This window comes from Olleya sp. ITB9 (assembly GCF_001315805.1).
GTDB classification, from domain to species: Bacteria; Bacteroidota; Bacteroidia; order Flavobacteriales; family Flavobacteriaceae; genus Olleya; species Olleya sediminilitoris.
In genome coordinates, this window is the sequence record NZ_BCBW01000001.1 from 1 (window position 1) to 24,587 (window position 24,587).

The following is a 24,587-nucleotide window of genomic DNA, read 5'->3' on the forward strand; positions in this document are numbered from 1 at the left end:
GTATACTCATCATATTTTAAACTAATTACAGAATACTTTAATCCTTAAAGTGTGTTTCATCTATTTATTAAGAAAAAGAGTATAATACACGAGGTCATATCCATTTAATTTAGGTCATAGTGTGACAAGTTACCTAGTATTAAAACCAAAGACTATTACTGTAGAATAAAATTAATTTAATAAGAGTTTAGAACACGAAATCAAATTTATATCAACACTAGATACTAAATTTGAAAATTAGATGTTTTATTATAGTCTTTAAATAAGATTGTCCAAAAAAGATTATTTATACTTCTTACTTTTAAATATACTATCTAAAATAGTATTGATACCTTTAAATATAAATATTACAGCTATACAACATATGATTATCGATATTGTTAATAGCAAATAAAAGAATGGTCGTTCTCTGTTGGTTAATACTAAATGTAATAAAGTAGGTCCAAGTATTAATAGTGTAAGTGCAATACCTAATTGTTTTATTCCTTTTACTAATATATCTTTATCTGTAGATTTAGTTTTCATTGTTGTAGGTATTTATTGCTTTACGAACCGTTTTATGTTTTGTAAGTAATGAGTTAGCTTCAGTATATGGTATATTTAATTCGCTCATGATCATTTTTATACCTCTATCAACTAATTTATCATTGCTTAATTGCATATCAACCATTTTGTTGCCTTTTACTTTTCCTAATTGAATCATTGTTGAAGTAGATATCATATTAAGTATTAGTTTTTGAGCAGTTCCTGCTTTCATTCTAGAACTACCAGTCACAAATTCAGGTCCTACAATTACTTCAATTGGGAATTGTGCTGTTTGACTTAACGGACTGTTTTTATTACAAGTAATGCATCCTGTAATTATATTGTTTTTATTGCATTGTTGTAATGCTGAAATTACATATGGAGTTGTACCTGATGCTGCTATCCCAATAACTACATCATTATCTGAAATTTTATGTTTTTGTAAATCTGTCCAACCTTGGTTTGTAGAGTCTTCAGCAAACTCTACAGCCTCTCGGATTGCTTTATCTCCTCCAGCTATTAACCCTATTACTAAATCATACGATACTCCGAAAGTTGGTGGACATTCTGATGCGTCTACGATACCTAATCTTCCGCTTGTTCCTGCTCCAATATAAAATAATCTTCCTCCTTGCTTTAACTTTATGACTATTTGATGTACTAAAGTTTCTATTTGGGGAATGGCTTTTTGAACTGCAAGAGGTACTGTTTGGTCTTCTTTATTTATATTGTTTAACAGGTCTGACAAGGACATTTTTTCTAAATGATTGTAATTTGAATCTTGTTCGGTTGTTTTTATAAATGACATTGCTTAATTATTGTTGTGTTTTGCGTTAGGGATTGAGGCATTTGTTGAAGCTCCTCGCAGAGAGCGACTGCCGAAAGCGCGACCCTTGTGGTAACGCCCAAATTTTATTGTACAATATAGGTAAATTGATAGGCTTGTGAAACCCTAAAGTATCCTAATGGATAGTTTTCTGGATTTGTTATATTGACACAGTTACCTCTAACGGTTGCTGGTTGTGTTTCAAAAGGACCTCCAGAATCAGAACTTGATTGTTGTAATAATAGATCCATGAATTGATAGAACTGTTGTGAGATACCATAATTTGTGATTGTTACTTCGTCTCCTGATTGTAAGTCTTCTTCTGTATAGAATGCAAAAATTTGGTTTCCGTCTGTAAATTGATCATCATATACTTCAAGATTTGGTATCTGTGCTATGTTTGTTTCGAATTGATAGAAGTAATAATTATCGATGTTTGCTGGATCTGTGTAATAGGCTTTAAGTTCTATATCTTCTCCAGAAAATCCGCCTTCATCATTTTGTTCTACATAGTCTACAGCTGTTGTTGTAATTAATGTTTCTGTACCAACATAGGTTTGATTATTATAAATAATTGTTAGATTATATTCTTGATTTATTTCTGGTATGAAATTGTTTGTTTGATAGATTCCTGTGTTATTAATTTCTGTAAAATTAAATAGGTTTCCGTTTGAATCTTCAACGTTTATTATGGCATTATTTGCTGGTGGAACCTGACTGTCAAAAAAAGGAGCTGATAGTGATAGTTTTATTTGTTGTTGAGATCCATCTGTACCTTCAAACCAATTTAAAGAAGCCTCTATTACTAATTTTGGATTAGCAGTTGGTAAATCTAATTCTATTACATCCTCACAATTAAATAACAATATTGTTATTATTAAGTATATTGTTTTTTTCATGTTATTAAAATTTAAAATTGTAAGATACTGAAGGTATAAGCCCAAAAATTGCTAGTCTTGTTGCTTCGTTATTACCTGACATTCTATTTTCTCCAAAAGTTATTGAAGCAGCATTACGACGATTATACGCATTATAAATACTAAATACCCAATAGCTTTGCCATCCCTTATTTGTTTCGGATTTAGGTGTGTAATTTGCCGAAAGATCTAAACGATGGTAACTTGGTAATCTATCGGCATTACGATTACTATAACTTGGTATACTTATATTATTATAAATATATTGACCGTTTGGATACGTTGTTGGTTGTCCTGTTTGGAATAAGAAATTTGCATTAAACACCCATTTTTTATTATAGTCATAACTTGTCGTTATAGATAAATCATGAGTTTTGTCGTAAGCTGTATTATACCAATTACCATTATTTATTCCTGTTTCTTGTGGTGTTCTTCCAGGTGTTTTTTGTTCTGATTTAGATAATGTATAGGCTAACCATCCTTTAAATTTACCTTGATTTTTACGAAGTAATACTTCTAATCCGTAAGCTCTAGCTTCTCCGTTTAAAATGACTTGCTCTATTGCATCATTTGCTATAAGATCTGCTCCATCTATATAATCAATTCGGTTTTTTATTTTTTTATAGAAACTTTCTACTTCTAGTGAGTATTTGTCTTCATTTATACTTTTAAAATAGCCAATTGCAACTTGATCTAATTTTTGAGGTTGTATGTATTTACCACTTGGAGCCCAAACATCCAAAGGTGTAGGAGAGGATGTATTGGATAATAAATGTAAGTATTGAGTCATTTTATTATAACTGGCTTTTACAGATGTATCTTCATTTAATTGATAAGATAATGCAAATCTTGGTTCAAGATTTGTAAAAGTCTTTATTATGTGACTACGATTAAAGCTTTCAGTTCCTGTGGGTTCTGCTTTTTGATAAATTTGAAAATCTTCATTAAATACTACAGCTTGATTGTTGTTGTATGTGTTTAATTGATCTTGCCCTAATCTTAAAAACGAGCTTAATCTAAATCCATAACTTAAAGCTAATTTATCGTTTATAGTATGTTCTGCATCTACATATAGTGCATTTTCAAAAGCATATTTGTCTGTAAGTTTAAAAGAATTAATACCAGATGATGGTGTTGAAGGTTCTATTTGTCCAGGATTAAATTTATAATACATACTATTTAAACCATATTGTAACTTAAATTGATTTGAAACATAGTGCTTAAGATCGTATTTAAAATTAAAATTTTGAATACCTGAATCCCAATCAAATTCGACAAAATTTAATTTTAAACCATAATAATAGTCCGAATAAATTAAAGACATATTAGAAAATAATTTATCAGAAAATAAATGATTCCATCTAAAATTTACTACTGTATTTCCATAGGTATTGTCAAAGCTATCTGCAATTCTAAATACATCTCGACCAAAATATCCTGATAAGTAAATGCTGTTATTATTATCTAAATCGTAACTTAACTTAGTATTTAAATCATAAAAATAGGCTTTGTTATCAATATCAAAAAGTGGTAAAAATAGGTGAGCGTAACTACTACGACCTCCAAATAAAAAAGAACCTTTGTCTTTTTTTATAGGTCCTTCTACCAATAGTCTGCTGGACACTAAGCCAATTCCACCATTCATATGAAACGCTTTACTATTTCCTTCTTTTTGGTAAATATCTAAAACAGAAGACACACGTCCTCCATAGCGTGCTGGTATTCCGCCTTTATATAATTTTAAATCTTTTATGGCATCAGGATTAAATACCGAGAAAAAGCCGAAAAGATGTGAAGAGTTAAAAACTGTCGCTTCGTCTAAAAGAATAAGGTTTTGATCTACTGCACCACCACGAACATTAAAACCAGAAGACCCTTCTCCAGCATTTGTAACTCCTGGTAGTAATGTAATTGCTTTAATTACATCTGCTTCACCAAGTACCACAGGTATGCTTTTAATAGTTGATGCACTAAGTGCATTGACACTCATTTGAGGTTTTTTGATATTTAATTTTTCGATGTTTTCAGTAATAATTACTTCGTCTAAGTTTTCAAAAGATTCTTCTAAGCTAAAGTTTTTACTAATATTTTTATTTAAATCAATAGTTTCGGTTATATCCGAAAATCCTAAATATGAGACAACAACTTTATAATTTCCTTTAGGGATTGTAATAGAGTAGAAGCCATATTCATTTGTAACTGTACCAGTATTTAATTCTGGAATAATCACATTTACACTAATTAAAGTTTCATTACTACTAGCTTCTGTTATTTTTCCGCTTAAAGTATAGTTTTCTTGGGCAAAAATGTTTGCTGCAGATAATAGGAATGCGATTAGGAGTCCTTTTCTTATTAATTTCATTTTTTGATTTTGAATAGTAAAAATAACTAAAAATCAAGTTATATATTACTTTTTAATGTTCTCAAATTGTTGTTTATAACAAAAAAAAGCTTCTTTAAAAAAAGAAGCTTTTTACATTATAATTAAAAGTATGTTTTAGATACTTTTTAATAAGTTATTAAATAATTGAATAGGTCTCATAGCCTCAGAGGTTAGTGTTTCGTTTGGAGAATAATATCCTTCAATGTCAACAGCAACTCCTTGTATGTCATTTAAAGCAGAAACTATAGTGTCTTCTTCTGCTTTAAAGGCTAATGCAACTGGTCCAAATTGTGCTTTTAAATCAGCATCTTTTTCTTGATTAGCTAAAGCTTCAGCCCAATACATTGCTAAATAAAAGTGACTTCCTCTGTTATCAATTTCGCCAGCTTTTCTTGATGGTCCTTTTTTGTTTTCTAATAGTTTCTCGGTAGCATCATCTAATGCATCACCTAAAACTTTAGCTTTTGGATTATCATTTACTTGGCTAAAATGCTCTAAAGAAACTGCAAGTGCTAAAAATTCTCCTAAACTATCCCAACGTAAGTGGTTTTCTTCAACAAATTGTTGTACGTGTTTTGGAGCAGATCCTCCAGCACCAGTTTCAAATAAACCTCCACCATTCATTAATGGTACAATAGATAACATTTTTGCAGAAGTACCTAATTCTAAAATAGGGAATAAATCTGTTAAGTAGTCACGTAATACGTTTCCTGAAACAGAGATTGTATCTTTTCCTGCTTTTACTCTTTTTAGAGTAAATTCTGTTGCTTTTATTGGAGATAATATATGAAGCTCTACACCTTCAGTATCATGATCTTTTAAGTAAGTATTTACTTTAGTAATTAACTCAGCATCATGTGCTCTGTTTTCGTCTAACCAGAAAACAGCAGGAGTTTGAGAGGCTTTAGCACGAGTTACTGCTAATTTTACCCAGTCTTGGATTGGTGCATCTTTAACCTGACACATTCTCCAGATATCACCAGTTTCTACAGTATGCTCAATTAATACTTTTCCGTCAGCATCAATAACCTGAACTTTTCCATCTGCAGAAATTTCAAACGTTTTATCATGAGAACCATATTCTTCAGCCTTTTGAGCCATTAGCCCAACGTTTGGTACAGTTCCCATTGTTGTTGGGTCAAAAGCACCATGCTCTTTACAAAAATCTATAGTTGCAGTATAAATCCCAGCATAGCTACTATCTGGTATTACAGCTTTTGTATCTTGAGACTGTCCATCTGCATTCCACATTTGACCAGAGTTTCTTATCATTGCTGGCATTGAAGCATCAATAATAACATCACTTGGTACATGTAAGTTTGTAATACCTTTATCACTATCTACCATTGCCAAAGATGGGTTTGCTTTAAAAGCAGCATCAATATCAGCTAAGATTGTATTACGTTCAGCTTCTGGTAACTCGTTTAAATTACTTAATAAGTTTCCAAAGCCATTATTTACATCTACACCAATTTTTTCAAATGTTTCGCTATGTTTGGCAAATACATCTTTAAAAAATACACGTACTGCATGTCCAAAAATAATTGGATCTGAAACCTTCATCATTGTTGCTTTCATGTGTAATGAAAACAATACACCAGTTTCTTTAGCATCTTTAACTTGTGCTTCTAAAAATGATAATAACGCTTTTTTACTTAATACAGTAGCATCAATAATTTCGCCTTTTAATAAAGCTAAATCACTTTTTAAAACTGTTTCAGTTCCGTTATTGTCAGTATGTACTAATTTAACTGTTGTAGCATCAGTTAAGGTTACAGATTTTTCGTTATGTGCAAAATCACCTTCAGTCATTGTTGATACATGTGACTTAGAGTCTTTAGACCATTTACCCATCGAATGTGGGTTTTTCTTAGCGTAGTTTTTTACAGCTTTTGGTGCACGTCTATCAGAGTTACCTTCACGTAAAACTGGGTTTACAGCACTACCTTTAATTTTATCGTAACGTTGTTTAGCGTCTTTTTCTTTGTCGTTAGTTACTTCTTCAGGATAATTAGGAATAGCAAAACCTTTAGCTTGTAGTTCTGATATTGCAGATTTAAGCTGTGGTATTGAAGCACTAATGTTTGGAAGTTTGATAATATTTGCTTCAGGTGTTTTAGCCAAGTCTCCTAAATAAGCTAAATCATCAGACACACGTTGGCCTTCTGTTAAGTAATCAGGAAACACTGCTAAAATACGTGCAGCTAATGATATGTCTTTGGTTTCTAAACCTATTCCAGAAGAGGCAGTAAATGCTTGAACAATTGGTAAAAATGAACGCGTCGCTAATGCAGGCGCTTCATCTGTAATAGTATATATTATTTTTGATGAATTTGACATAAATATAATTTGAATTTTTGTTTAGTTTTAAGCTTGGCGAATATACAAAAAATAGAAGGTTTTTTAAAGCGAAAACGTTTACTTAACATCTATATTTACTTGAATATTAGCTACAACGAAGTTTATTGCGAATTTAATAAAATATAGATGTTTTTTTAAGAAATATTAATTTTGTAGTGTTTTAGTAGTCCTTCAATTTGGTCTTTCGAAAATTTAGCGCCTTTAATTTTATTATTTTCTGGCTGAATAGAGTAGTGTATGGCAGTTCTAAAATCTGCTTTTTCTAAATTGGTTCTATCAAAAATAGCATTTTTAAAATCACAATGGTCAAAAATACTTTCTGTTAAGATAGCTTCAGTAAAATCTACACTAATACATGAAGAATTTAAAATAGTAGTTTTGGATAATTTTACTTTATAAAAAGAAGCAAAATCTAATTGACAATGTTCAAAGTTTATAGATAACAGAAGTTGGTCACAATCATTAAATAATACACCTAATAATTTACAATTTTTAAAAGAGGAGTCTTTAAAAATCACACCCTTAGTTTTGCTATTACTTAAATCGCAATCTTCAAAATGACAATCTAAAAATGAAATTGTAGATAAATAACTATTATTAAAATTACAATTAGTGAAGGTGCAATTATCATATTCTGCTTTTTGTAAAGCGTTTTTAGTAAAATCTATATTTTTAAAGTCTTTATCAGCAATAAACGGTACACTCATGATTAGTATTTATAGTAAAAATACAAGTTTTAGTGTCATCAAAAAATAAAAGCCATAACATAATAGAATTAACTATTTATTGTCATGGCTTTTTTGAAATAACATTTAGCTGTCTTATTTAATTTTCATTAAATCAATCCAAAACTATTGTTTTGCATTTTTTTAGATCAAGCTTTAGTTAAATCAAGAGTACATTTATGTGTAACTTTCAAAATGTATTGACCTGTTACTAAATGTACTTGAAAAATTGTTTTTTTTGATTTATTATAATATTTATTTGATTAAATATTATAAATCTAAGGTTTGTATTTAAAACCTAATGTGACTACAACTATGTTTAAAATAAGAAAAAACAATTTAACTAAATCAAATTCAACATTTAATTGAAACCAATATTACTATAGTAATTAATTGTTGTACCAATTTAATTTTTTTTTTAATTAAATTATAATATTTAACTGTTTAAATATCAATTAGTTGTAAACACTAGTTATTAACAAAAGTTAATAACTAAAAAAGCCTAGCTTAGTTAAGTTAGGCTTTTTAATATATTTAAGGTCGAAAAAATTACTTTCTTCTAGCTTCTTTAATTCTAGCTTTTTTACCTGTAAGGTTTCTAAAGTAAAAGATTCTTGCTCTTCTAACTTTACCTCTTTTGTTAACTTCTACTTTTTGTAAAGCAGGTAAGTTGATAGGGAAGATACGCTCTACACCAACTGTTCCTGACATTTTTCTAATTGTGAAAGTTTCAGAAGATCCTGTTCCTCTTCTTTGTAATACAACTCCTCTAAAAAACTGAGTTCTTACTTTTTCTCCTTCTCTAATTTCGTAGTACACAGTGATTGTGTCTCCAGCTGAAAATTTAGGAAAGTCCTTTGTTGTTACAAACTCGTCCTGTACAAATTTAATTAAAGATTCCATCTTTATTTTATTTTAAATGATTGATTCAGAGCAACATTCACGTATCTCGCCAGAGGTTAATCCGAAATTGGGTGCAAATATAAGTAAATTGTAAAACTTATAAAGTAAAACTTTAAAAATATTTAGTTCTTTTTTTTAGTCTATAAATTTAGTCGTCTAATAAGTCTGGACGTCTCTCTTTGGTACGATTATAAGCTTGATCTTCTCTCCATTTATCAATATTTGCTGCATGACCAGTTAGTAGTACTTCTGGAACATCTAAGCCTTTATAACTCCTTGGTTTTGTATAAATTGGAGGTGCTAATAAATTATCCTGAAAACTATCTGTTAAAGCAGAAGTTTCATTTCCTAAAACCCCAGGAATTAATCTTATAATTGCATCACAAAGTACAGCTGCACCAAGTTCTCCTCCAGATAAAACATAGTCACCAATACTAATTTCTTTAGTAATAAAAAGATCGCGTACACGTTGGTCAACTCCTTTATAGTGACCACATAATATAATAATATTCTGTTTTAACGACAAGTGGTTTGCAATACCTTGATTTAAAGTTTCGCCATCAGGTGTCATATATATGACCTCGTCATAAGTTCTTGCTTCCTTTAATTTTGTAATGCATTTGTCTATAGGTTCAATACTCATAACCATTCCTGCTCCACCACCAAATTGAGTATCATCAATAGATTTGTAGTTGTCTGTAGTATAGTCTCTTAAATTATGAAAATGAACTTCAACTAAGTCAGCTTCTATGGCACGTTTTAAAATGGAAGCTTCAAATGGACTTCTTAATAATTCAGGTAAAACGGTTATAATGTCAATTCTCATAATTCTATTTTAATGGTTGCAAATATAGAAGAAATGTTTGAGTAGAAATTGCTGCATAGTCTTAAAATGATATTTAGTATTTAATAAAAATTAAGTTTTTTGTGTTCATTATAAAAAAAAAAGAATATTTATTGAATAACTAGCTTATATACTAATTTAGTCTTAATATCTTAAAATTTTGTGAAAAGACTGTATATTATTTAATAATATTGGATTATTTAACCTTTTTGTGGTTTTTTTTATTAAAAAAAAGGTGTTTTGTTGCGAAATATTTAATAAGTTTTTTTGATATGTTCTTTTTTTTTTAATTTTGTAATTCCTTAAAACTTAATTAATTTAACCACGCTTATTATGAAAAAAATTACTAAAACCTTATTTGGTACTTCACTTCTTGTTGTAGTACTTTTTACATCTTGTAAATCAGAGCAAGAAAGTGCTTCTCAAAATTCTTATCAAAATAGAGATATGATAGTAAAAGCCAAATTAGAAAAAAGAATAAAATCAAAATTAGAATATCCAGATAGTTACGAGTTTGTTGAACTTACATTAAAAGATTCAGTTTTATTTAGTGATAATGTTAAATACAACAAAAATTACTACTCACAAATTATAGAAGCTGACAAAAAAATTATACAAAAACAAGAAATGTATAAAAAAGAAGGTTCTTCTTCATATAAACAAGAAAAGGTAGAGCGTTTACATGCAGCTATTTCTAAAAACGAAAAAATATTAGCTGAAATAGAGAGAGTATCTTCAGGTTTAGGAAACAAAGCTTATGAAACAGCTTCTTGTACTTATACTTATTCTTTTAAAAGTAAAAACACTTCAGGAAAAGATGGTTCTTACACTTATGTTGTACAAGCAGAACATGCACCAGAGTATAAAGTCACTATGGTTTCAAAAGAGTCTAATTTATTAGCATCTAATTCTCATTATTTCCCAGGTTATGATGAAATAATGAAATCTTTTGAATAATTAATATTTCTACATAATACATTAATATAGTCTTAAAATTATATAACAATTAAAGGCCAGATTTGATTAAGTGTAAAACACTTTTTCTAATCTGGCCTTTTGACTTTTAGTAATTATAAGTGCGTATTTGTATTACATACTAGTCTTTTTATTACTTTCGCAACTTAAAAAACAGACCATGATTTCTATAGATAATTTAGCAGTAGAGTTTAGCGGAAGTCCACTTTTTAGTGATGTATCTTTTGTTATTAATCCAACAGATAAGATTGCTTTAATGGGTAAAAACGGAGCAGGAAAATCTACAATGATGAAAATTGTTGCAGGACAACAAAAAGCAACAAGAGGTCATGTTAGAGCACCTAAAGATGCAGTTATTGCATACTTACCACAGCATTTATTGACTGAAGATAATTGTACCGTTTTTGAAGAAGCAGCAAAAGCTTTTAAACATGTGTATGCCATGAAAGATGAAATGGACGCACTTAATAAAGCTTTAGAAACTAGGACAGATTATGAGAGTGATGAATATATGTCAATTATTGAAAAGGTCTCTGATCTTGGTGAAAAATACTATGCTTTAGAAGATGTAAATTACGATGCAGAAGTAGAAAAAGCTTTAAAAGGTCTAGGTTTTAAGCAAGAAGATTTTACAAGATTAACTAACGAGTTTTCTGGTGGATGGCGAATGAGAATAGAGCTTGCTAAGATTTTATTACAAAAACCTGATTTAATTTTATTAGACGAGCCTACAAACCATATTGATATTGAGTCTGTAATTTGGTTAGAAGACTTTTTGGTAAATAAAGCAGATGCTGTTATGGTAATATCACATGATCGTGCATTTATTGATAATATTACCAATCGTACAATTGAAGTTACAATGGGTCGTATTTATGACTATAAAGCTAATTATAGTCATTATCTACAATTAAGAGAAGATAGAAGAAGTCATCAAATTAAAGCGTATCAAGAGCAACAAAAATTCATTGCAGATAATATGGCTTTTATCGAGCGTTTTAAAGGAACATACTCTAAGACAAATCAAGTAACTTCAAGAGAACGTATGTTAGAAAAGTTACAAATTATTGAGATTGATGAAGTCGATAACTCTTCCTTAAAATTAAGTTTTCCTCCAGCACCAAGATCTGGTGATTACCCAATTACTGTACAAAATTTAACTAAAAAATACGATGACGTTGTTGTGTTTAGTCAGGCTAATATGTCTGTTAAACGTGGTGAAAAAGTAAGTTTTGTTGGTCGTAATGGAGAGGGTAAGTCTACCATGATTAAAGCTATTTTAGGTCAAATAGATTATGATGGAGAATGTAGTTTAGGTCATAATGTTAAAGTTGGTTATTTTGCACAAAACCAAGCTGCTTTATTAGATAATGATTTAACTGTTTTTCAAACGGTTGATGATGTCGCTAAAGGAGATATCAGGACTGGAATTAAAAATATTTTAGGTCGCTTTATGTTTAAAGGTGACGATATAGATAAAAAAGTTGGTGTATTATCAGGAGGTGAAAAAACTAGGTTAGCTATGGTAAAACTATTATTAGAGCCTGTTAATTTGTTAATTTTAGATGAGCCAACCAACCACTTAGATTTAAAATCAAAGGATGTTTTAAAAGATGCGTTGAAAACTTACGATGGTACTTTGGTTTTAGTGTCTCACGACAGAGATTTTTTACATGGGTTATCTGAAAAGGTTTTTGAGTTTAAGGACCAGCGTGTTATTGAGCATTTTGAAACTATTGATGCCTTTTTAGAACGCAACCGAATTAAAAGTATTGCAGATATAAATTTAATGAAATAGATTATAAACCTAAACGGTCTTCGATATTACTAACGGTTTTTTTTAAAAACTTTGGTGGATTAAATCTATATCCAAAATAAAGACTAGCATAACTTTTATCATTTACCATACTTTGTTTTAAATCTTTATTTACTGCATTGTTATCAAAGTTAAATCGTGCTCCTGCACTTATAGTTCCAGAGGTGTATCCAAACTGAAATGTAAGGTCTAAAGATCGCGTAATAAACGTATCTTTTTGTGTATTTTCGTTTAATTTTTCAGTTGTGAAGCGTACACCAATAGCAGGAGCAATAGAGGAGGATATAAACCAATACTTTTTAAAAGCCCAAGTATAATAGTAAGCAGGAGCAATGGATAAGTCAAAACTGTTTTCTACTACTTTTTGAGCATCAATATTATTACTTAATCTATTAAAACCATAATGTAGTGTTGGTGTAAAACTACCAGCAGTTACACGTTGCCATTCTGTTAAATGAGTTAAGTGTTTTAAAGAAAAATCATGATTTAATACATAAGAAGTTTTACCAGTCCAGCTTGTTGTTTTTAAATCCGGAAACTCAGCCAATTCTTGTGCATTGGTTTCTTGGTAAAAACCTTGAACTTTACGGTATTCAAAACTTTGAATCCATTGTTTAATAAAAATATTTAATTGCGGATTTAAAAACTTTGATTTTAACCCAGAAGACTTGTTACTTGGTGAAAAACCAATTTTTAAGCCTAAAAATTTGTAATTAGCACCAACTTCTAGTCGGTATGTATTATTAGCATTAACTAAAATAGATTGTCCATTGTTTTGTACAGAAAAAGATTCGGTTTGTGTATTAATATTAGATTTTAATAATAGTTTTTCTTTAAATGAAAGTACGCTATTTTGACCATAGGTTATGGTACTTAGTAAACCAATAACTAACAAGTGTTTAATAGACATAGTTATAATATTGAAATAAAAGTATTCATACCGTTTGTAGCTGTTTCAGGAATAACTGTTAAGTGCTTAGTACTAGAAATTGATGGATTAGGATCTATAAAATACTTTGGTGTACTTTCTGGCACATAATGCATTAAGCTTGCAGCTGGATAGACCTGTAACGAAGTTCCAATAATTAAAAGTAGGTCTGCTGTAGCACAAATATCTACAGCTGTATCAATTAAAGGCACAGCTTCTCCAAACCAAACTATATGAGGACGTAACTGGTTTCCGTTTTTGTCTAAATCTCCTAAATTTAAGTCTTCTTTCCAGTCCAAGATAATAGTTTCATCTTTAATGCTTCTAGCTTTTAGTAATTCGCCATGTAAATGGATCACGTTTGTGCTTCCTGCACGTTCATGTAAATCATCTATGTTTTGTGTTACAATAGTGACTTTAAAGTGCTTTTCTAAAGTCGCTAAGTCTATATGTGCTTGATTAGGATTTACAGTTAATAATTGACGTCTGCGTTGGTTATAAAATTCTAAAACAAGTTCTGGATTGGTTTTAAAACCTTCAGGAGATGCGACTTGCATAACATCGTGTCCTTCCCAAAGTCCATCTGCACCTCTAAATGTTTTAATACCACTCTCTGCACTCATACCAGCACCTGTTAAGACTACTAAATGTTTCATTTTTTTAATTATCGCTTTTAAGTTTCCAGTTTTTATAGCTTTTAGATTCTACTAAGGGTTGTAGTATGTTTAAGCCAAAGGCATCATTTTCTTCAATGTAATTAATAATGTCTTGTTTTGCATAACCATCTTTTATTAAAGACGCTACATATTTAGTGGCTTTATCATAATTTTTCATCATAACTAAAGTGCTTAAATAACCAGCTTGACCTTCAAAAAAATCAGGATAATTATCAATAGTATATTTATAATTATTTAATGCAAAGTCATAATTTTTGTCTTCAAAGGCAACATTAGCTTTTAGGTAATTTAAAAAATCATCCTCAGTTTCTTCTTGTAATTGATTAATCACTTGAATAGCTTCAAAATATTCGTTTTTATAAATATGATAATCAATTTTATTTAAAACAATAGTTGGGTCGTTTGGGTAAGTGTTTATTAATTCTTCTAAAGCAGCTAAATATTTATTATCATCTACATTACTTGCAATAAGTGTTTTAAAAATTAAAAAAAACTTATCCTTACTAACTTCAGATTTTATAGTGTTTATTAGTTTGTATGCTAGCTCATAATGGCCAGAGTTTTTAAATTTTAAGGCAACAAAAAGATTGTCAATATCTTTGTTTTTTGGCGAGTCTACTAAGCCTAATATTTTGTCTTTTGGTGTGACATAGCTCATTAATCTTGACATGGTTTGCGATAAATTTTCTCCTGAATAATAAATATAGGCGTCAGAAAATAGCATTTCGCCATTTTTTTTATGCACTCTAAAATCATGATAATTCATGCCACCTTCGGTTGAATATAGTCTAAATAATAAATAATAAGTTTGCAAATATTGATCGTATCTGTAATTTACAAAGTCATAATAAGAACCATTTTGGACTTCTGTGACAATCTCGTTTGGAAATTTATCTAATCCTTTTTTGATACCACTAACAAAAGTTTTGGCGTAATCAGCAGTCATGCTGCCAGAATTTGGGTTTAAATCAATGATACGTTTAATAAATACATTTTTATACCATTTGGAAATAAAATCATCTACCTGATTGTTATGGACAGCAGTTTCAATAGCGCTACCCAAGGCAACTACTTTTTCGCTGTTACTATCATTATAAGTGATGGTGTCGTTAGGGTTGATTTTAAAAGTCTGTTGCGCATCAACTGTCTTAAATAATAGTAATAATATAACTAAAGAGGATATGAGTTGTTTTAAAGCCATTAATATTTTATTACTTTTGGTGTTTAGATTATAAACTTAAGATTAATCTCTTTACTATCTTAATGCTTTGCAAAAAAAAGTTGATATTTAAATATTAATCTCTAATAAATATAAAACACTTTTGTTAATTATTAAAATCACTGTTTTTACAAATTGTTCAGATAATAGTAATTAAGACCAGATTGCTATTTTAGATTTTAAAATTTTGATATTAAAGACTCTAACAACTAAGTTTTTTATTTTAAATATATGGTAGACTTACAATTATTAAAACATTTAGAGACGTATTTAACGGATCATAGATTACAACGTTTTACAAAAGTTTTAAAACAACGCACCAAACACTTTACAGTTGCGACAGAAGATGTGTATCAATTACATAATACTAGTGCTGTAATGCGTAGTTGTGATGTTTTTGGTATACAAGAAGTTAATATTGTTGAAGAAGTTAATAGTAAAAGTATTGATGGAGAAATAGCAATGGGAGCACAAAAATGGGTAGATTTAAATAGATACCATTCCGTTACCAATTGTATAACCGATTTAAAAGCTAAAGGTTATCAAATAGTTGCAACGACACCACATACTGAAGATTGCGAATTATATGATTTTGATGTAACAAAAAAGTCTTGTTTTTTCTTTGGAAGAGAAACCGAAGGTTTATCTGACGAGGTTATTAAACATGCAGACAGTTTTTTAAAAATCCCTATGGTTGGTTTTACTGAAAGTTTAAATATATCTGTCAGTGCTGCCATAATATTACAACATGCTACATCTAAATTAAAAAAATCTAATATTGATTGGCAATTAACTGAAACCGAAATATTAGAAAAACGACTAGATTGGTGTAAAAAAACAATCAAGAGTTATGATGATATTGTGACTAGATTTTATGAGAATAATTCTATAAATCAATAGGATAGGATAAGACATAAAAAAACTCAAATTTAACAATTTGAGTTTTTTTTTATTATTGTGTGTAAAATTAAATTCTTTTTTTACGACCTCTGTTAAGTACCTTATACTCTTCATAACACTCACTAATTGCATCTAATATTTGAAGGTCATTGGCAGTTGTTACAAATTCTTGCGAATAATTACATTGGCTAACAATCTCATCTAAGTCAACTTTATTGACACCAAGTAATGCTGTTAGCATTTCTCTGTCAAATCGTGTTGCTAAAGTGTTTCGGATGTTATCATCATCTTTCATCTTTTTTAGTTTACGTAACTCTTTACCTTTAGAGCTAAACGTATTATATAAAAAATCTAATGGATTAAATATAGAGCCTAAAACCTTGGTAACTGCACTTGGTTGTCTTTTTCCAGCTTCATAACCATTTGATAAACCAGAAATACTATATCTGTAATTTGTATTTATATTAACCTGTTTAATGTCTACTTCTAAGTAGCCAGTTAATTGTAAACCTGTAACAACAACTTCTTCTAAAGCTAAAGCCAACTCTGTTAAAGTGATGGTAGATTTTTCAATTTTATTCACCCAGTCATTAGTTACTTTTACCTTAATAGATTTAAATCCTAAATAGGAAAGGTGTAGTGTATCATTAGCTTGTGCACGTAATTCAAATTCACCTTTATTATTTGTTGCAGTACCAATAACTTGATTTAAGTTAACAATATTTACATTTTCTAAAGGTCTTTTTGAAGTGGCATCAATAATAATACCTTTTACAGTTGAGTCTTTATTGATAGATGTCGAGTCTGTATTTTTTTGTGTAGTTGCAACAGTCGTTTGGCCTTCAGATTTTACTTGTGCTAATCCAAAAGTTGTGCTTAAAGCCAATAGAACAATTAATAGGTAGTACTTCATGTATATGTTTATAAATATAAAAATACAAAGAAAACGCTAAATATGGCGTTTTCTTTGTATTTTGACTAAATATTAACAGAAAGGTTTAATTAAAATTAAACTAAAGTTTAGTTTTAATCTTTACGTCTAGAGCGTGTTGGTCTAGAGTGAGAAGTTTTAAAAACCGATTTATCTCTATCTCCACGTCTTTCTCTTCCTTCTGAGTTTCCATCGTTATTTCTGCGTCTATCGCTTCTGTTTCCAGAGTTGTTATCACTACGTCTAGAACGTCTATCTCCTCTTGGTTTATCATCACGACGTCTACGGTCTCCACTATCACGACGTCTTCCGCCACCTCTATTTCTGTCGCGTCCACCACGACCACCACGTCCACCTCTGTCTTCTGTAACTTCTACATTAACAAAGCGTCCATTGTCTTTATAATCTGTGAAAAAAGCTAATACTTTTTCTTGGTGTTCTTTTTCTGTATTGAAAAAAGAGAAAGTTTCTTTTACATCTACTTTAAATACATCATCACGTCCTAAGTCTAAAACTTCTTTTAAGAAATCTTTTAACTTCATCCAGTCATAACCATCTTTTTCTCCTACATTAATAAAGTAACGTGTTGCGCTTCCAGAAGACTGACTTCTTCCTTCACGATTACTATCTCCAGCTGAAACATTTAAATTTTTAGCTTTTTGGTAGTAGTTAAAGAAACGTGTAAACTCAACTGAGAAAAACTTTTTAATTAATTCTTCTTTTGAAGTCTCTTCAAATAATGTGTTTATTTCTTCTAAATATGGATCAATCTCGTGATTGATTTCAGTAGTGTGAATTTTGTTTGCTAAGGACTTAAGTTGTACTTCACAAATTTCCATTCCGTTAGGAATTTCTTTTAATTCAAACTTTTTATTTATAATACGTTCTATACTTTTTAAACGACGCATTTCGCTTCTAGAAACAATTACCATAGATACACCAGTTTTACCTGCACGACCTGTACGACCACTTCTATGTGTATATGTTTCTACTTCATCACTTAATTGGTAATTAATAACGTGTGTTACATCATCTACATCAATACCACGTGCAGCAACGTCTGTAGCTACTAACATTTGTATTTGACGTGTTCTAAATTGCTTCATCACAATATCACGTTGATTTTGACTTAAATCACCATGCAATGCTCCAGCACTATAACCATCTTCAATTAATTGTTCTGCAACTTTTTGTGTATCACGTTTTGTACGACAGAAAATAACAGAAAATATATCTGGATTAGCATCTGCTAAACGTTTTAAGGCTTGGTAACGGTCACGTGCATTAACCATGTAATATTCGTGAGAAACGTTACTTGTACTTTCATTTTTATGTCCAACTGTAATTTCTTTTGGATCTAACATGAAGTTTTTGGCTATTCTAGCAACTTCTTTTGGCATTGTTGCAGAAAATAACCAAGTGTTTTTGTCTTCAGGAGTACCAGATAAAATTTCTGTAATGTCCTCTTTAAAACCCATGTTTAACATCTCATCAGCTTCATCTAAAACTGAATATTGAATTTTTGTAATGTCAACTAATCGTCTGCTAATCATATCTTTCATACGACCAGGAGTAGCAACAATTATTTGTGCACCACGTTTTACTTCTCTAGCTTGATCAGTAATACTTGAACCACCATAAATAGCAACCACATTTAAACCTTTACAGTATTTACCATAGGCTTTCATCTCGTTTGCAATTTGTAAACAAAGTTCACGAGTTGGAGATAATATTAAACCTTGAGTTGTACGACTGTTAACGTCAATTTTTTGCAACATTGGAAAACCAAATGCTGCTGTTTTACCAGTTCCAGTTTGCGCTAATGCAACTAAATCTGTTTCTTCACTTAATAAAATTGGGATTGCTTTTTCTTGTACTTCAGATGGTTTTTCAAATCCTAAATCTGTTATACCTTTTAATAGATCTTCGTTAAGACCTAAATCTTGGAATGTGCTCATTCTTTAAATATGTATTTCAATGTCAATCTGTTTGGTGTTACAAATAGAAGTGCATTGAACATACTTAACCTAAAACTTCTAGTAACACATCCTCTCTCTGAGGAGTAATAAACCACTTGGGTTTTTCAAGTTGCAAAGGTACACTTTTATTTAACATTACTACTAAAGGGATGTTATTATTGCTTTAAGTTGCTAATTGTATAGTGTTTAAAGGTAATTACAAAGGTTTTACATTTTAAAAAAAAATGTTTAATTATAGTTTTAAAAATATAAAAGCGATTTTGAAAACATCAAAACCGCTAGAGATTGTATTTTTTATGGTAAAATTTATGTTGCACTTTTGCTAAAGTACTTTTTACGCAACCAAAAGGACACACGTACTAATAGTATTAAAGCTGGTACTTCTACCAATGGACCAATAACACCAGCAAATGCTTGTCCAGAATTTAGTCCAAATACAGCAATGGCTACCGCAATGGCTAATTCAAAATTATTACCTGCTGCAGTAAAAGCTACAGCTGCTGTTTTATCATAATCTGCTCCCATTGCTTTGGTAAAGAAAAAGCCAATTATAAACATTAAAGTGAAATATATTAATAAAGGAATGGCAATGATTAAAACATCCATAGGGATTTCTACTATTAACTCGCCTTTTAAAGAAAACATGATTACAATTGTAAATAATAATGCAATTAACGTCATTGGTGAAATGGTTGGTATAAACTTGTTATTATACCAATCTTCTCCTTTTATTTTGACTAATAATAATCTGCTTAAAATTCCTAATACAAAAGGGATACCTAAATAAATAGCAACACTTTCTGCAATTGTAGCTACAGATATGTCAACGATAGCACCTTCAAAACCAAAGTAAGGCGGTAAAACCGTTATAAACAACCAAGTATAAAAACTATAAGCAAACACCTGAAAAATACTGTTTAAAGCCACTAATCCAGCTCCATACTCGCTACTACCTTCAGCTAAGTCGTTCCAAACTAAAACCATTGCAATACAACGTGCTAATCCAATTAAAATCAAGCCAACCATGTATTCTGGATAATCTTGTAAAAAAGTTATTGCTAAAATAAACATTAAAACAGGTCCAATAACCCAGTTTAATAACAATGAAATAGAAAGAATTTTAGTGTTTCTAAAAACTTTAGGTAATAAAGAATAGTTAACCTTTGCTAGAGGAGGATACATCATTAATATTAATCCGATTGCTATCGGAATATTTGTCGTTCCGCTATTAAATGAATTGATAACATCCGGAAATGATGGAACAAAATATCCAATTGCAACACCAATTGCCATAGCGACAAAAATCCAAAGGGTTAGATTTCGGTCAAGGAAACTTAATTTTTTTTTAGCCATTTTTATTATATTAAAATTACTACTCAATTTGTATATCGCAATATTACGATTAATAAATTTTTACAACAAGCTATTTTAATTTAAATGTATGTTAAATTACATTGAGTTTAAAAAATCAATTAGAAGTTGGACTGCTTTACCACGATGACCTATGGTATTTTTTTGTGTTAAATCCATTTGTGCAAAAGTTTTGTCAAACCCATTAGGTTTAAATATTGGATCATAACCAAACCCTTGATTACCTTGTTTAGTAGATGTAATTTCTCCTTTACAAATCCCTGTAAATGTATTTAGTTTACCATCTAATTCTAAGGCTATGACAGTTTTAAATTGTGCGTCTCTTGTAGGTTTGTTGTTAAGATTTTTTAGAAGTAAATCCATGTTGTCCTGATCATTACGTTGTGGTCCAGCATATCTAGCCGAAAACACACCTGGAGCTCCATCTAACGCTTCAACTTCTAAACCAGTATCATCAGCAAAACAATCGTAACCATAATGTTGTTTAATGTAGTTTGCTTTTTGTTTAGCATTACCTTCAATGGTTGATTGTGTTTCTGGTACTTCTTCAAAGCATTTAATATCTTTTAAGCTTAAAAGTTTGATATGACTAGGTATAAGACTTTGGACTTCTTTAACTTTATTTAAGTTGTTGGTAGCAAAAACAATTTGCATAATTTAAAATTTTAATTAAAATTGTGTAACAAAGTTATAGAATTTACGTCTTATCCAGTATGAAAAAAATAATTATAATCAACGCAGTTATTTGGGCAGCTTTTATATTGCTAGGCTCATATTTATTTAAAGACAATGCTAATTGGAAATATTTTTTTGGATTTGCATTAATGTCTGCTACAATAATGAATAGTTTACTATCAAATGCTTCTAAAAAGGAGACTAAAACTTGTAAGGTTAGAAGTAAAAAGTAACACCTATTTTTTAAATTGAAATATAATATTACACACCAAGATTTAGAAAAAAGGAGTTATGGTATGTCTTTTAGGTCCTTTAATGATGATTTTTTGAATTATATAGACCTTCAAAAAAAGCAAAACAATCCTATTTTAACTCATGCAAATATTAGTTTAATTGAACAGAAAACTTTAAAAAGTATCAATCAAAGTATTGTGTTATTTTCCGTTTTTGGTTTGTTAGCTATCAGCTATGGTGTGTTTGTTTTTATAAATTATCAACCTAGGTTAGCTGTAAATTTATATACTCAATTTCCTTACATTGATAATGGTTCTGTAACAATAGTTTTAGGTTTAGCTTGTTTAATCGGTAGTTTTATTAGTTACATAAAACGTGATGCTGTATTAATAAGTAAAGTTAAAACAAAACTAATTGAAGATTTAAAAAAAGAGAAAAACCATTATAAGCCTTCTACAGTTTCAAAAAAGCAGAAACGTTTCAGACAAAAGTTTAAACATCATAAAAAGTCTAAACGCTAATCATATCTTTATCTATGATGGTAAGGTTCGTTTCTTAAAATAGTAAATCCACGATATAATTGCTCAATAACAAAAAGGCGTACCATTTGATGTGAAAATGTCATTTTAGATAACGATATTTTACCTTGCGCTTTAGCATAAATTTCAGGACTAAACCCATAAGGTCCACCAATTACAAAAACCACTTGTTTAACACCAGAATTCATGTGTTTTTGAAGGTAATTAGAAAATCCAACCGAGTCAAATTGCTTTCCATTTTCATCCAATAAAATCAAAATATCAGTAGGTTTTAGCTTATTTAAAATAAGCTCACCTTCCTTTTGTTTTTGTTGGTCTTCGCTTAAGTTTTTTACCTTCTTTAAATCAGGAATAATGTCTAAGTCAAATCCAATGTAAAAACCTAAACGTTTTGTATATTCATCAATTAAGTGTTGTAATTGCTTATTGTCCGTTTTGCCTATGGCTAGTAGTTTAATAGTCATACGCAAATTTACAATTTAAGATTTTACGGATTATACTTTTTTTATTCTAAAAATAGTATTTCAAAAATCAATTCTTATTTTTACATTAAATAAATACACAACATGATAAGTAAAGCTCAATTTGATAAAGAAATAGATTTAATTATTGCCAATGCAATCCGTGAAGATGTTGGAGATGGTGACCATAGCTCACTATCATGTATTCCTGCGTCAGCACAAGGTAAAGCAAAATTACTTGTAAAAGACGAAGGGATTATTGCAGGTGTAGCATTTGCTAAACAAGTGTTTAATTATGTTGATCCAAATATGACTGTGGAAACCTTAATTGAAGACGGAAGTCCTGTCAAATATGGTGACATTGTTTTTTATGTTACAGGTGCATCACAATCTATTTTAAAAGCAGAGCGTCTAGTGCTTAATGCTATGCAACGGATGAGTGCTATTGCAACTAAAACCAGACAATTTGTAGATTTACTTGAAGGTACAGGTACAAAAGTATTAGATACACGTAAAACAACTCCAGGTCTAAGAGCTTTAGAAAAATGGGCAGTAAAAATAGGAGGAGGTGAAAACCATAGGTTTGCATTATATGATATGATCATGCTAAAAGATAATCATATAGATTTTGCAGGAGGTATTACCAAAGCAATAGATAAAACCAAACAATATTTAAAAGACACTAATCGTGATTTAAAAATAATTGTTGAAGCTAGAGATTTAAACGAAATTAAAGAAATTCTTGAATCTGATGGAGTTTATAGAATCTTGATAGATAACTTTAATTACGAAGATACTAAAACAGCAGTTAAACTAATAGGAGACCAATGCTTAACAGAAAGCTCTGGTGGTATTAACGAAAAAACAATTCGCGAGTACGCACTTTGTGGTGTGGATTATATTTCTTCAGGAGCTTTAACACATTCAGTTTACAATATGGATTTAAGCCTAAAAGCTGTAGACTAAAAATATATTTGATGCCAGAAACAATAGAAGAGGAGCTGATTAAAGAACAAATGGTGGAAGAGCAGTTAAAAGAAAAATTGCTAAAAATACCAGTGCTTAATATTTTAATCAAACTACTAAGTAAAGTCAAGCTTCCAGGATTAGTAGGATTATCCTTATATGACTTATTAGAGCTTTACATCATAGGTATTGCAAAAGGAGCCCTAACAGCACGTGCAAGTGCAATTGCCTATAGTTTTTTTATGGCATTGTTTCCGTTTTTGTTATTTGTTATTATTGTTATTCCTTACGTGCCAATAGAAGACTTTCAAACAGATTTTTTGATGTTTTTAGAGTCCTTTTTGCCTCCAACAACATCAGATTTTTTCTCTGATAATATCTTTAATAACATTGGAGGTAACCAAAGTGGTAGTTTAGTGTCATCAGTTTTTTTATTGTCTATATTCTTGATGGCCAATGGTATAAATGCTTTGTTTTCAGGTTTTGAAAATTCATACCATCAAATTCTTACAAGAAACGTTTTTAAACAATATATTTACGCTTTAGGTGTGGCATTAATTTTGTCTATACTATTAATGTTAACAGTAGCCTTTTTAGGATATTTTAATATTTATGTATTAGACAATTTAAAAGATCATGGTTTTATAGAAAAACGTCAAGTTAGCATCTGGAGCACTTTAGCACAATATGGCTTTTTTGTGTTAATGGTATATCTAGCAACAGCAGTATTGTATTACTTTGGAACAGCAGAAGGGAAGTCTTCAAGGTTTTTCTCGGTTGGTGCCTTATTTACTACAATACTAATTATGGTAACTTCGTTTTTATTTGGAATCTATATCGAAAATTTTGCCAAATATAATGAGCTTTACGGTTCCATTGGAGCCATTTTAATCTTGTTGTTTTATTTATGGTTAAACGCCAATATCCTTTTATTAGGATTTGAGCTAAACATGTCATTAAAGCAACTCCGTAAAAATTTTTAATTATGAAAAAAAGTATTTTAGTATTAGCCGTATTTTTAATCAGTTTATCAACTCAAGCGCAAAGTATATTTGGGCAATGGACAACAGTTGATGATGAGACTGGAGCCAAAAAATCTATTGTAGAAATCTACAAGAAAGATGGAAAAGTATTTGGTAAAATAGTTAAGATTTTTGATCCTGCTAAACAAAAAAATCTTTGCAAAAAATGTAAAGGAGAAGATTACAACAAACCAATTTTAGGATTACACCTTATTAAAGATATGACTAAAGATGGTAAGTATTACAAACATGGATCAATTGTAGATCCGCAAAACGGAAAAGTTTATGACTTACGTTTAGCTGTAACAGACGAGGACAAACTTCAAGTTAGAGGTTACATAGGGTTTTTATACTCGACGCAATATTGGGAACGCGTACAATAACACCCAATAATTAATCAAAAATATACG

General features: G+C 30.0%; 24 protein-coding genes. 8 read left to right on the top strand and 16 right to left on the bottom strand.

All coding sequences use genetic code 11. The annotated features are described in order from the left end of the window. Window positions 1–282: 282 nt before the first annotated feature. From ITB9_RS00005 to trmD, 8 genes are all read right to left on the bottom strand, one after another. Window positions 283–525 carry a DUF6095 family protein gene (locus ITB9_RS00005; protein WP_054850618.1) on the bottom strand — a complete coding sequence of 81 codons (243 nt, stop codon included), beginning with the start codon at window positions 523–525 and terminating at the stop codon, window positions 283–285. After that, on the bottom strand, window positions 515–1,333 hold the full coding sequence (gene murQ / locus ITB9_RS00010) for an N-acetylmuramic acid 6-phosphate etherase (protein ID WP_054850619.1): 819 nt from the start codon (window positions 1,331–1,333) through the stop codon (window positions 515–517). Before murQ ends, ITB9_RS00005 begins: the two co-directional genes overlap by 11 nt. 104 nt (window positions 1,334–1,437) lie before the next feature. Then, window positions 1,438–2,250, bottom strand: a complete 813-nt coding sequence (locus tag ITB9_RS00015; RefSeq protein WP_028607068.1) for a DUF4249 family protein — start codon at window positions 2,248–2,250, stop codon at window positions 1,438–1,440. A gap of 4 nt (window positions 2,251–2,254) precedes the next feature. Beyond that, window positions 2,255–4,630 carry a TonB-dependent receptor gene (locus ITB9_RS00020; protein ID WP_054850620.1) on the bottom strand — a complete coding sequence of 792 codons (2,376 nt, stop codon included), beginning with the start codon at window positions 4,628–4,630 and terminating at the stop codon, window positions 2,255–2,257. Window positions 4,631–4,765: 135 nt separating this feature from the next. Next, window positions 4,766–6,991: an NADP-dependent isocitrate dehydrogenase gene (locus ITB9_RS00025; protein ID WP_054850621.1), complete on the bottom strand. Its 2,226-nt coding sequence runs from the start codon at window positions 6,989–6,991 to the stop codon at window positions 4,766–4,768. Window positions 6,992–7,146: 155 nt separating this feature from the next. Continuing rightward, window positions 7,147–7,719, bottom strand: coding sequence for a pentapeptide repeat-containing protein (locus ITB9_RS00030; protein ID WP_054850622.1), 573 nt, complete (start codon window positions 7,717–7,719; stop codon window positions 7,147–7,149). Between the two features lie 567 nt (window positions 7,720–8,286). Continuing rightward, window positions 8,287–8,640, bottom strand: a complete 354-nt coding sequence (gene rplS, locus ITB9_RS00035) for a 50S ribosomal protein L19 (protein ID WP_054850623.1) — start codon at window positions 8,638–8,640, stop codon at window positions 8,287–8,289. A gap of 148 nt (window positions 8,641–8,788) precedes the next feature. Further along, window positions 8,789–9,466, bottom strand: a complete 678-nt coding sequence (gene trmD, locus ITB9_RS00040; RefSeq protein ID WP_054850624.1) for a tRNA (guanosine(37)-N1)-methyltransferase TrmD — start codon at window positions 9,464–9,466, stop codon at window positions 8,789–8,791. A gap of 351 nt (window positions 9,467–9,817) precedes the next feature. Here trmD and ITB9_RS00045 point away from each other — a divergent pair, with 351 nt between their 5' ends. Beyond that, complete coding sequence (locus tag ITB9_RS00045) at window positions 9,818–10,441, top strand: hypothetical protein (RefSeq protein ID WP_054850625.1); 624 nt, start codon at window positions 9,818–9,820, stop codon at window positions 10,439–10,441. Between the two features lie 178 nt (window positions 10,442–10,619). Continuing rightward, window positions 10,620–12,257: an ABC-F family ATP-binding cassette domain-containing protein gene (locus tag ITB9_RS00050; RefSeq protein ID WP_054850626.1), complete on the top strand. Its 1,638-nt coding sequence runs from the start codon at window positions 10,620–10,622 to the stop codon at window positions 12,255–12,257. Between the two features lies 1 nt (window position 12,258). Here ITB9_RS00050 and ITB9_RS00055 read toward each other — a convergent pair whose 3' ends face one another. Genes ITB9_RS00055 through ITB9_RS00065 form a run of 3 tightly spaced genes read right to left on the bottom strand, consistent with a single transcriptional unit; the run spans window position 12,259 to window position 15,081 of the window. Further along, window positions 12,259–13,185 (bottom strand): DUF4421 family protein, encoded by a 927-nt coding sequence (locus ITB9_RS00055; RefSeq protein WP_054850627.1) that lies wholly within the window; start codon window positions 13,183–13,185, stop codon window positions 12,259–12,261. A gap of 2 nt (window positions 13,186–13,187) precedes the next feature. Continuing rightward, a complete protein-coding gene (locus tag ITB9_RS00060; protein ID WP_028291314.1) occupies window positions 13,188–13,859 on the bottom strand; it encodes an NAD-dependent deacylase in 672 nt (223 codons plus the stop codon). Between the two features lie 4 nt (window positions 13,860–13,863). After that, on the bottom strand, window positions 13,864–15,081 hold the full coding sequence (locus ITB9_RS00065) for a lipopolysaccharide assembly protein LapB (RefSeq protein ID WP_054850628.1): 1,218 nt from the start codon (window positions 15,079–15,081) through the stop codon (window positions 13,864–13,866). Window positions 15,082–15,330: 249 nt separating this feature from the next. Here ITB9_RS00065 and ITB9_RS00070 point away from each other — a divergent pair, with 249 nt between their 5' ends. Then, window positions 15,331–15,999 carry an RNA methyltransferase gene (locus tag ITB9_RS00070; RefSeq protein WP_054850629.1) on the top strand — a complete coding sequence of 223 codons (669 nt, stop codon included), beginning with the start codon at window positions 15,331–15,333 and terminating at the stop codon, window positions 15,997–15,999. Window positions 16,000–16,066: 67 nt separating this feature from the next. Here the strand turns inward: ITB9_RS00070 and ITB9_RS00075 are convergent, their stop codons facing one another. The 4 genes from ITB9_RS00075 to ITB9_RS00090 form a co-directional block, all read right to left on the bottom strand. Continuing rightward, the gene (locus tag ITB9_RS00075) at window positions 16,067–16,912 is read right to left on the bottom strand and encodes a carboxypeptidase-like regulatory domain-containing protein (protein ID WP_028291317.1); all 846 of its coding nucleotides are present in this window, start codon (window positions 16,910–16,912) and stop codon (window positions 16,067–16,069) included. A 113-nt stretch (window positions 16,913–17,025) separates the two neighbouring features. Further along, a complete protein-coding gene (locus tag ITB9_RS00080; RefSeq protein ID WP_054850630.1) occupies window positions 17,026–18,888 on the bottom strand; it encodes a DEAD/DEAH box helicase in 1,863 nt (620 codons plus the stop codon). Window positions 18,889–19,215: 327 nt separating this feature from the next. After that, window positions 19,216–20,262 (bottom strand): ACR3 family arsenite efflux transporter, encoded by a 1,047-nt coding sequence (gene arsB / locus ITB9_RS00085; RefSeq protein ID WP_054850631.1) that lies wholly within the window; start codon window positions 20,260–20,262, stop codon window positions 19,216–19,218. A gap of 96 nt (window positions 20,263–20,358) precedes the next feature. Then, window positions 20,359–20,934, bottom strand: coding sequence for a non-canonical purine NTP diphosphatase (locus ITB9_RS00090; protein WP_054850632.1), 576 nt, complete (start codon window positions 20,932–20,934; stop codon window positions 20,359–20,361). 59 nt (window positions 20,935–20,993) lie between these two features. Between ITB9_RS00090 and ITB9_RS00095 the strand changes: the two genes are divergently transcribed. Then, window positions 20,994–21,188 carry a hypothetical protein gene (locus ITB9_RS00095; protein WP_054850633.1) on the top strand — a complete coding sequence of 65 codons (195 nt, stop codon included), beginning with the start codon at window positions 20,994–20,996 and terminating at the stop codon, window positions 21,186–21,188. Window positions 21,189–21,203: 15 nt separating this feature from the next. After that, window positions 21,204–21,710: a tetraspanin family protein gene (locus tag ITB9_RS00100; protein ID WP_054850634.1), complete on the top strand. Its 507-nt coding sequence runs from the start codon at window positions 21,204–21,206 to the stop codon at window positions 21,708–21,710. A gap of 8 nt (window positions 21,711–21,718) precedes the next feature. Here ITB9_RS00100 and rlmH read toward each other — a convergent pair whose 3' ends face one another. Next, window positions 21,719–22,192 (bottom strand): 23S rRNA (pseudouridine(1915)-N(3))-methyltransferase RlmH, encoded by a 474-nt coding sequence (rlmH, locus tag ITB9_RS00105; RefSeq protein ID WP_054850635.1) that lies wholly within the window; start codon window positions 22,190–22,192, stop codon window positions 21,719–21,721. A gap of 102 nt (window positions 22,193–22,294) precedes the next feature. Here rlmH and nadC point away from each other — a divergent pair, with 102 nt between their 5' ends. Genes nadC through ITB9_RS00120 form a run of 3 tightly spaced genes read left to right on the top strand, consistent with a single transcriptional unit; the run spans window position 22,295 to window position 24,560 of the window. After that, window positions 22,295–23,155 carry a carboxylating nicotinate-nucleotide diphosphorylase gene (gene nadC, locus ITB9_RS00110; RefSeq protein WP_054850636.1) on the top strand — a complete coding sequence of 287 codons (861 nt, stop codon included), beginning with the start codon at window positions 22,295–22,297 and terminating at the stop codon, window positions 23,153–23,155. An 11-nt stretch (window positions 23,156–23,166) separates the two neighbouring features. Next, entirely contained in the window at window positions 23,167–24,138 is a 972-nt protein-coding gene (locus ITB9_RS00115) for a YihY/virulence factor BrkB family protein (protein WP_051419304.1), read from the top strand. A 2-nt stretch (window positions 24,139–24,140) separates the two neighbouring features. After that, entirely contained in the window at window positions 24,141–24,560 is a 420-nt protein-coding gene (locus tag ITB9_RS00120) for a DUF2147 domain-containing protein (protein WP_028291326.1), read from the top strand. The last annotated feature ends 27 nt before the right edge of the window (window positions 24,561–24,587 follow it).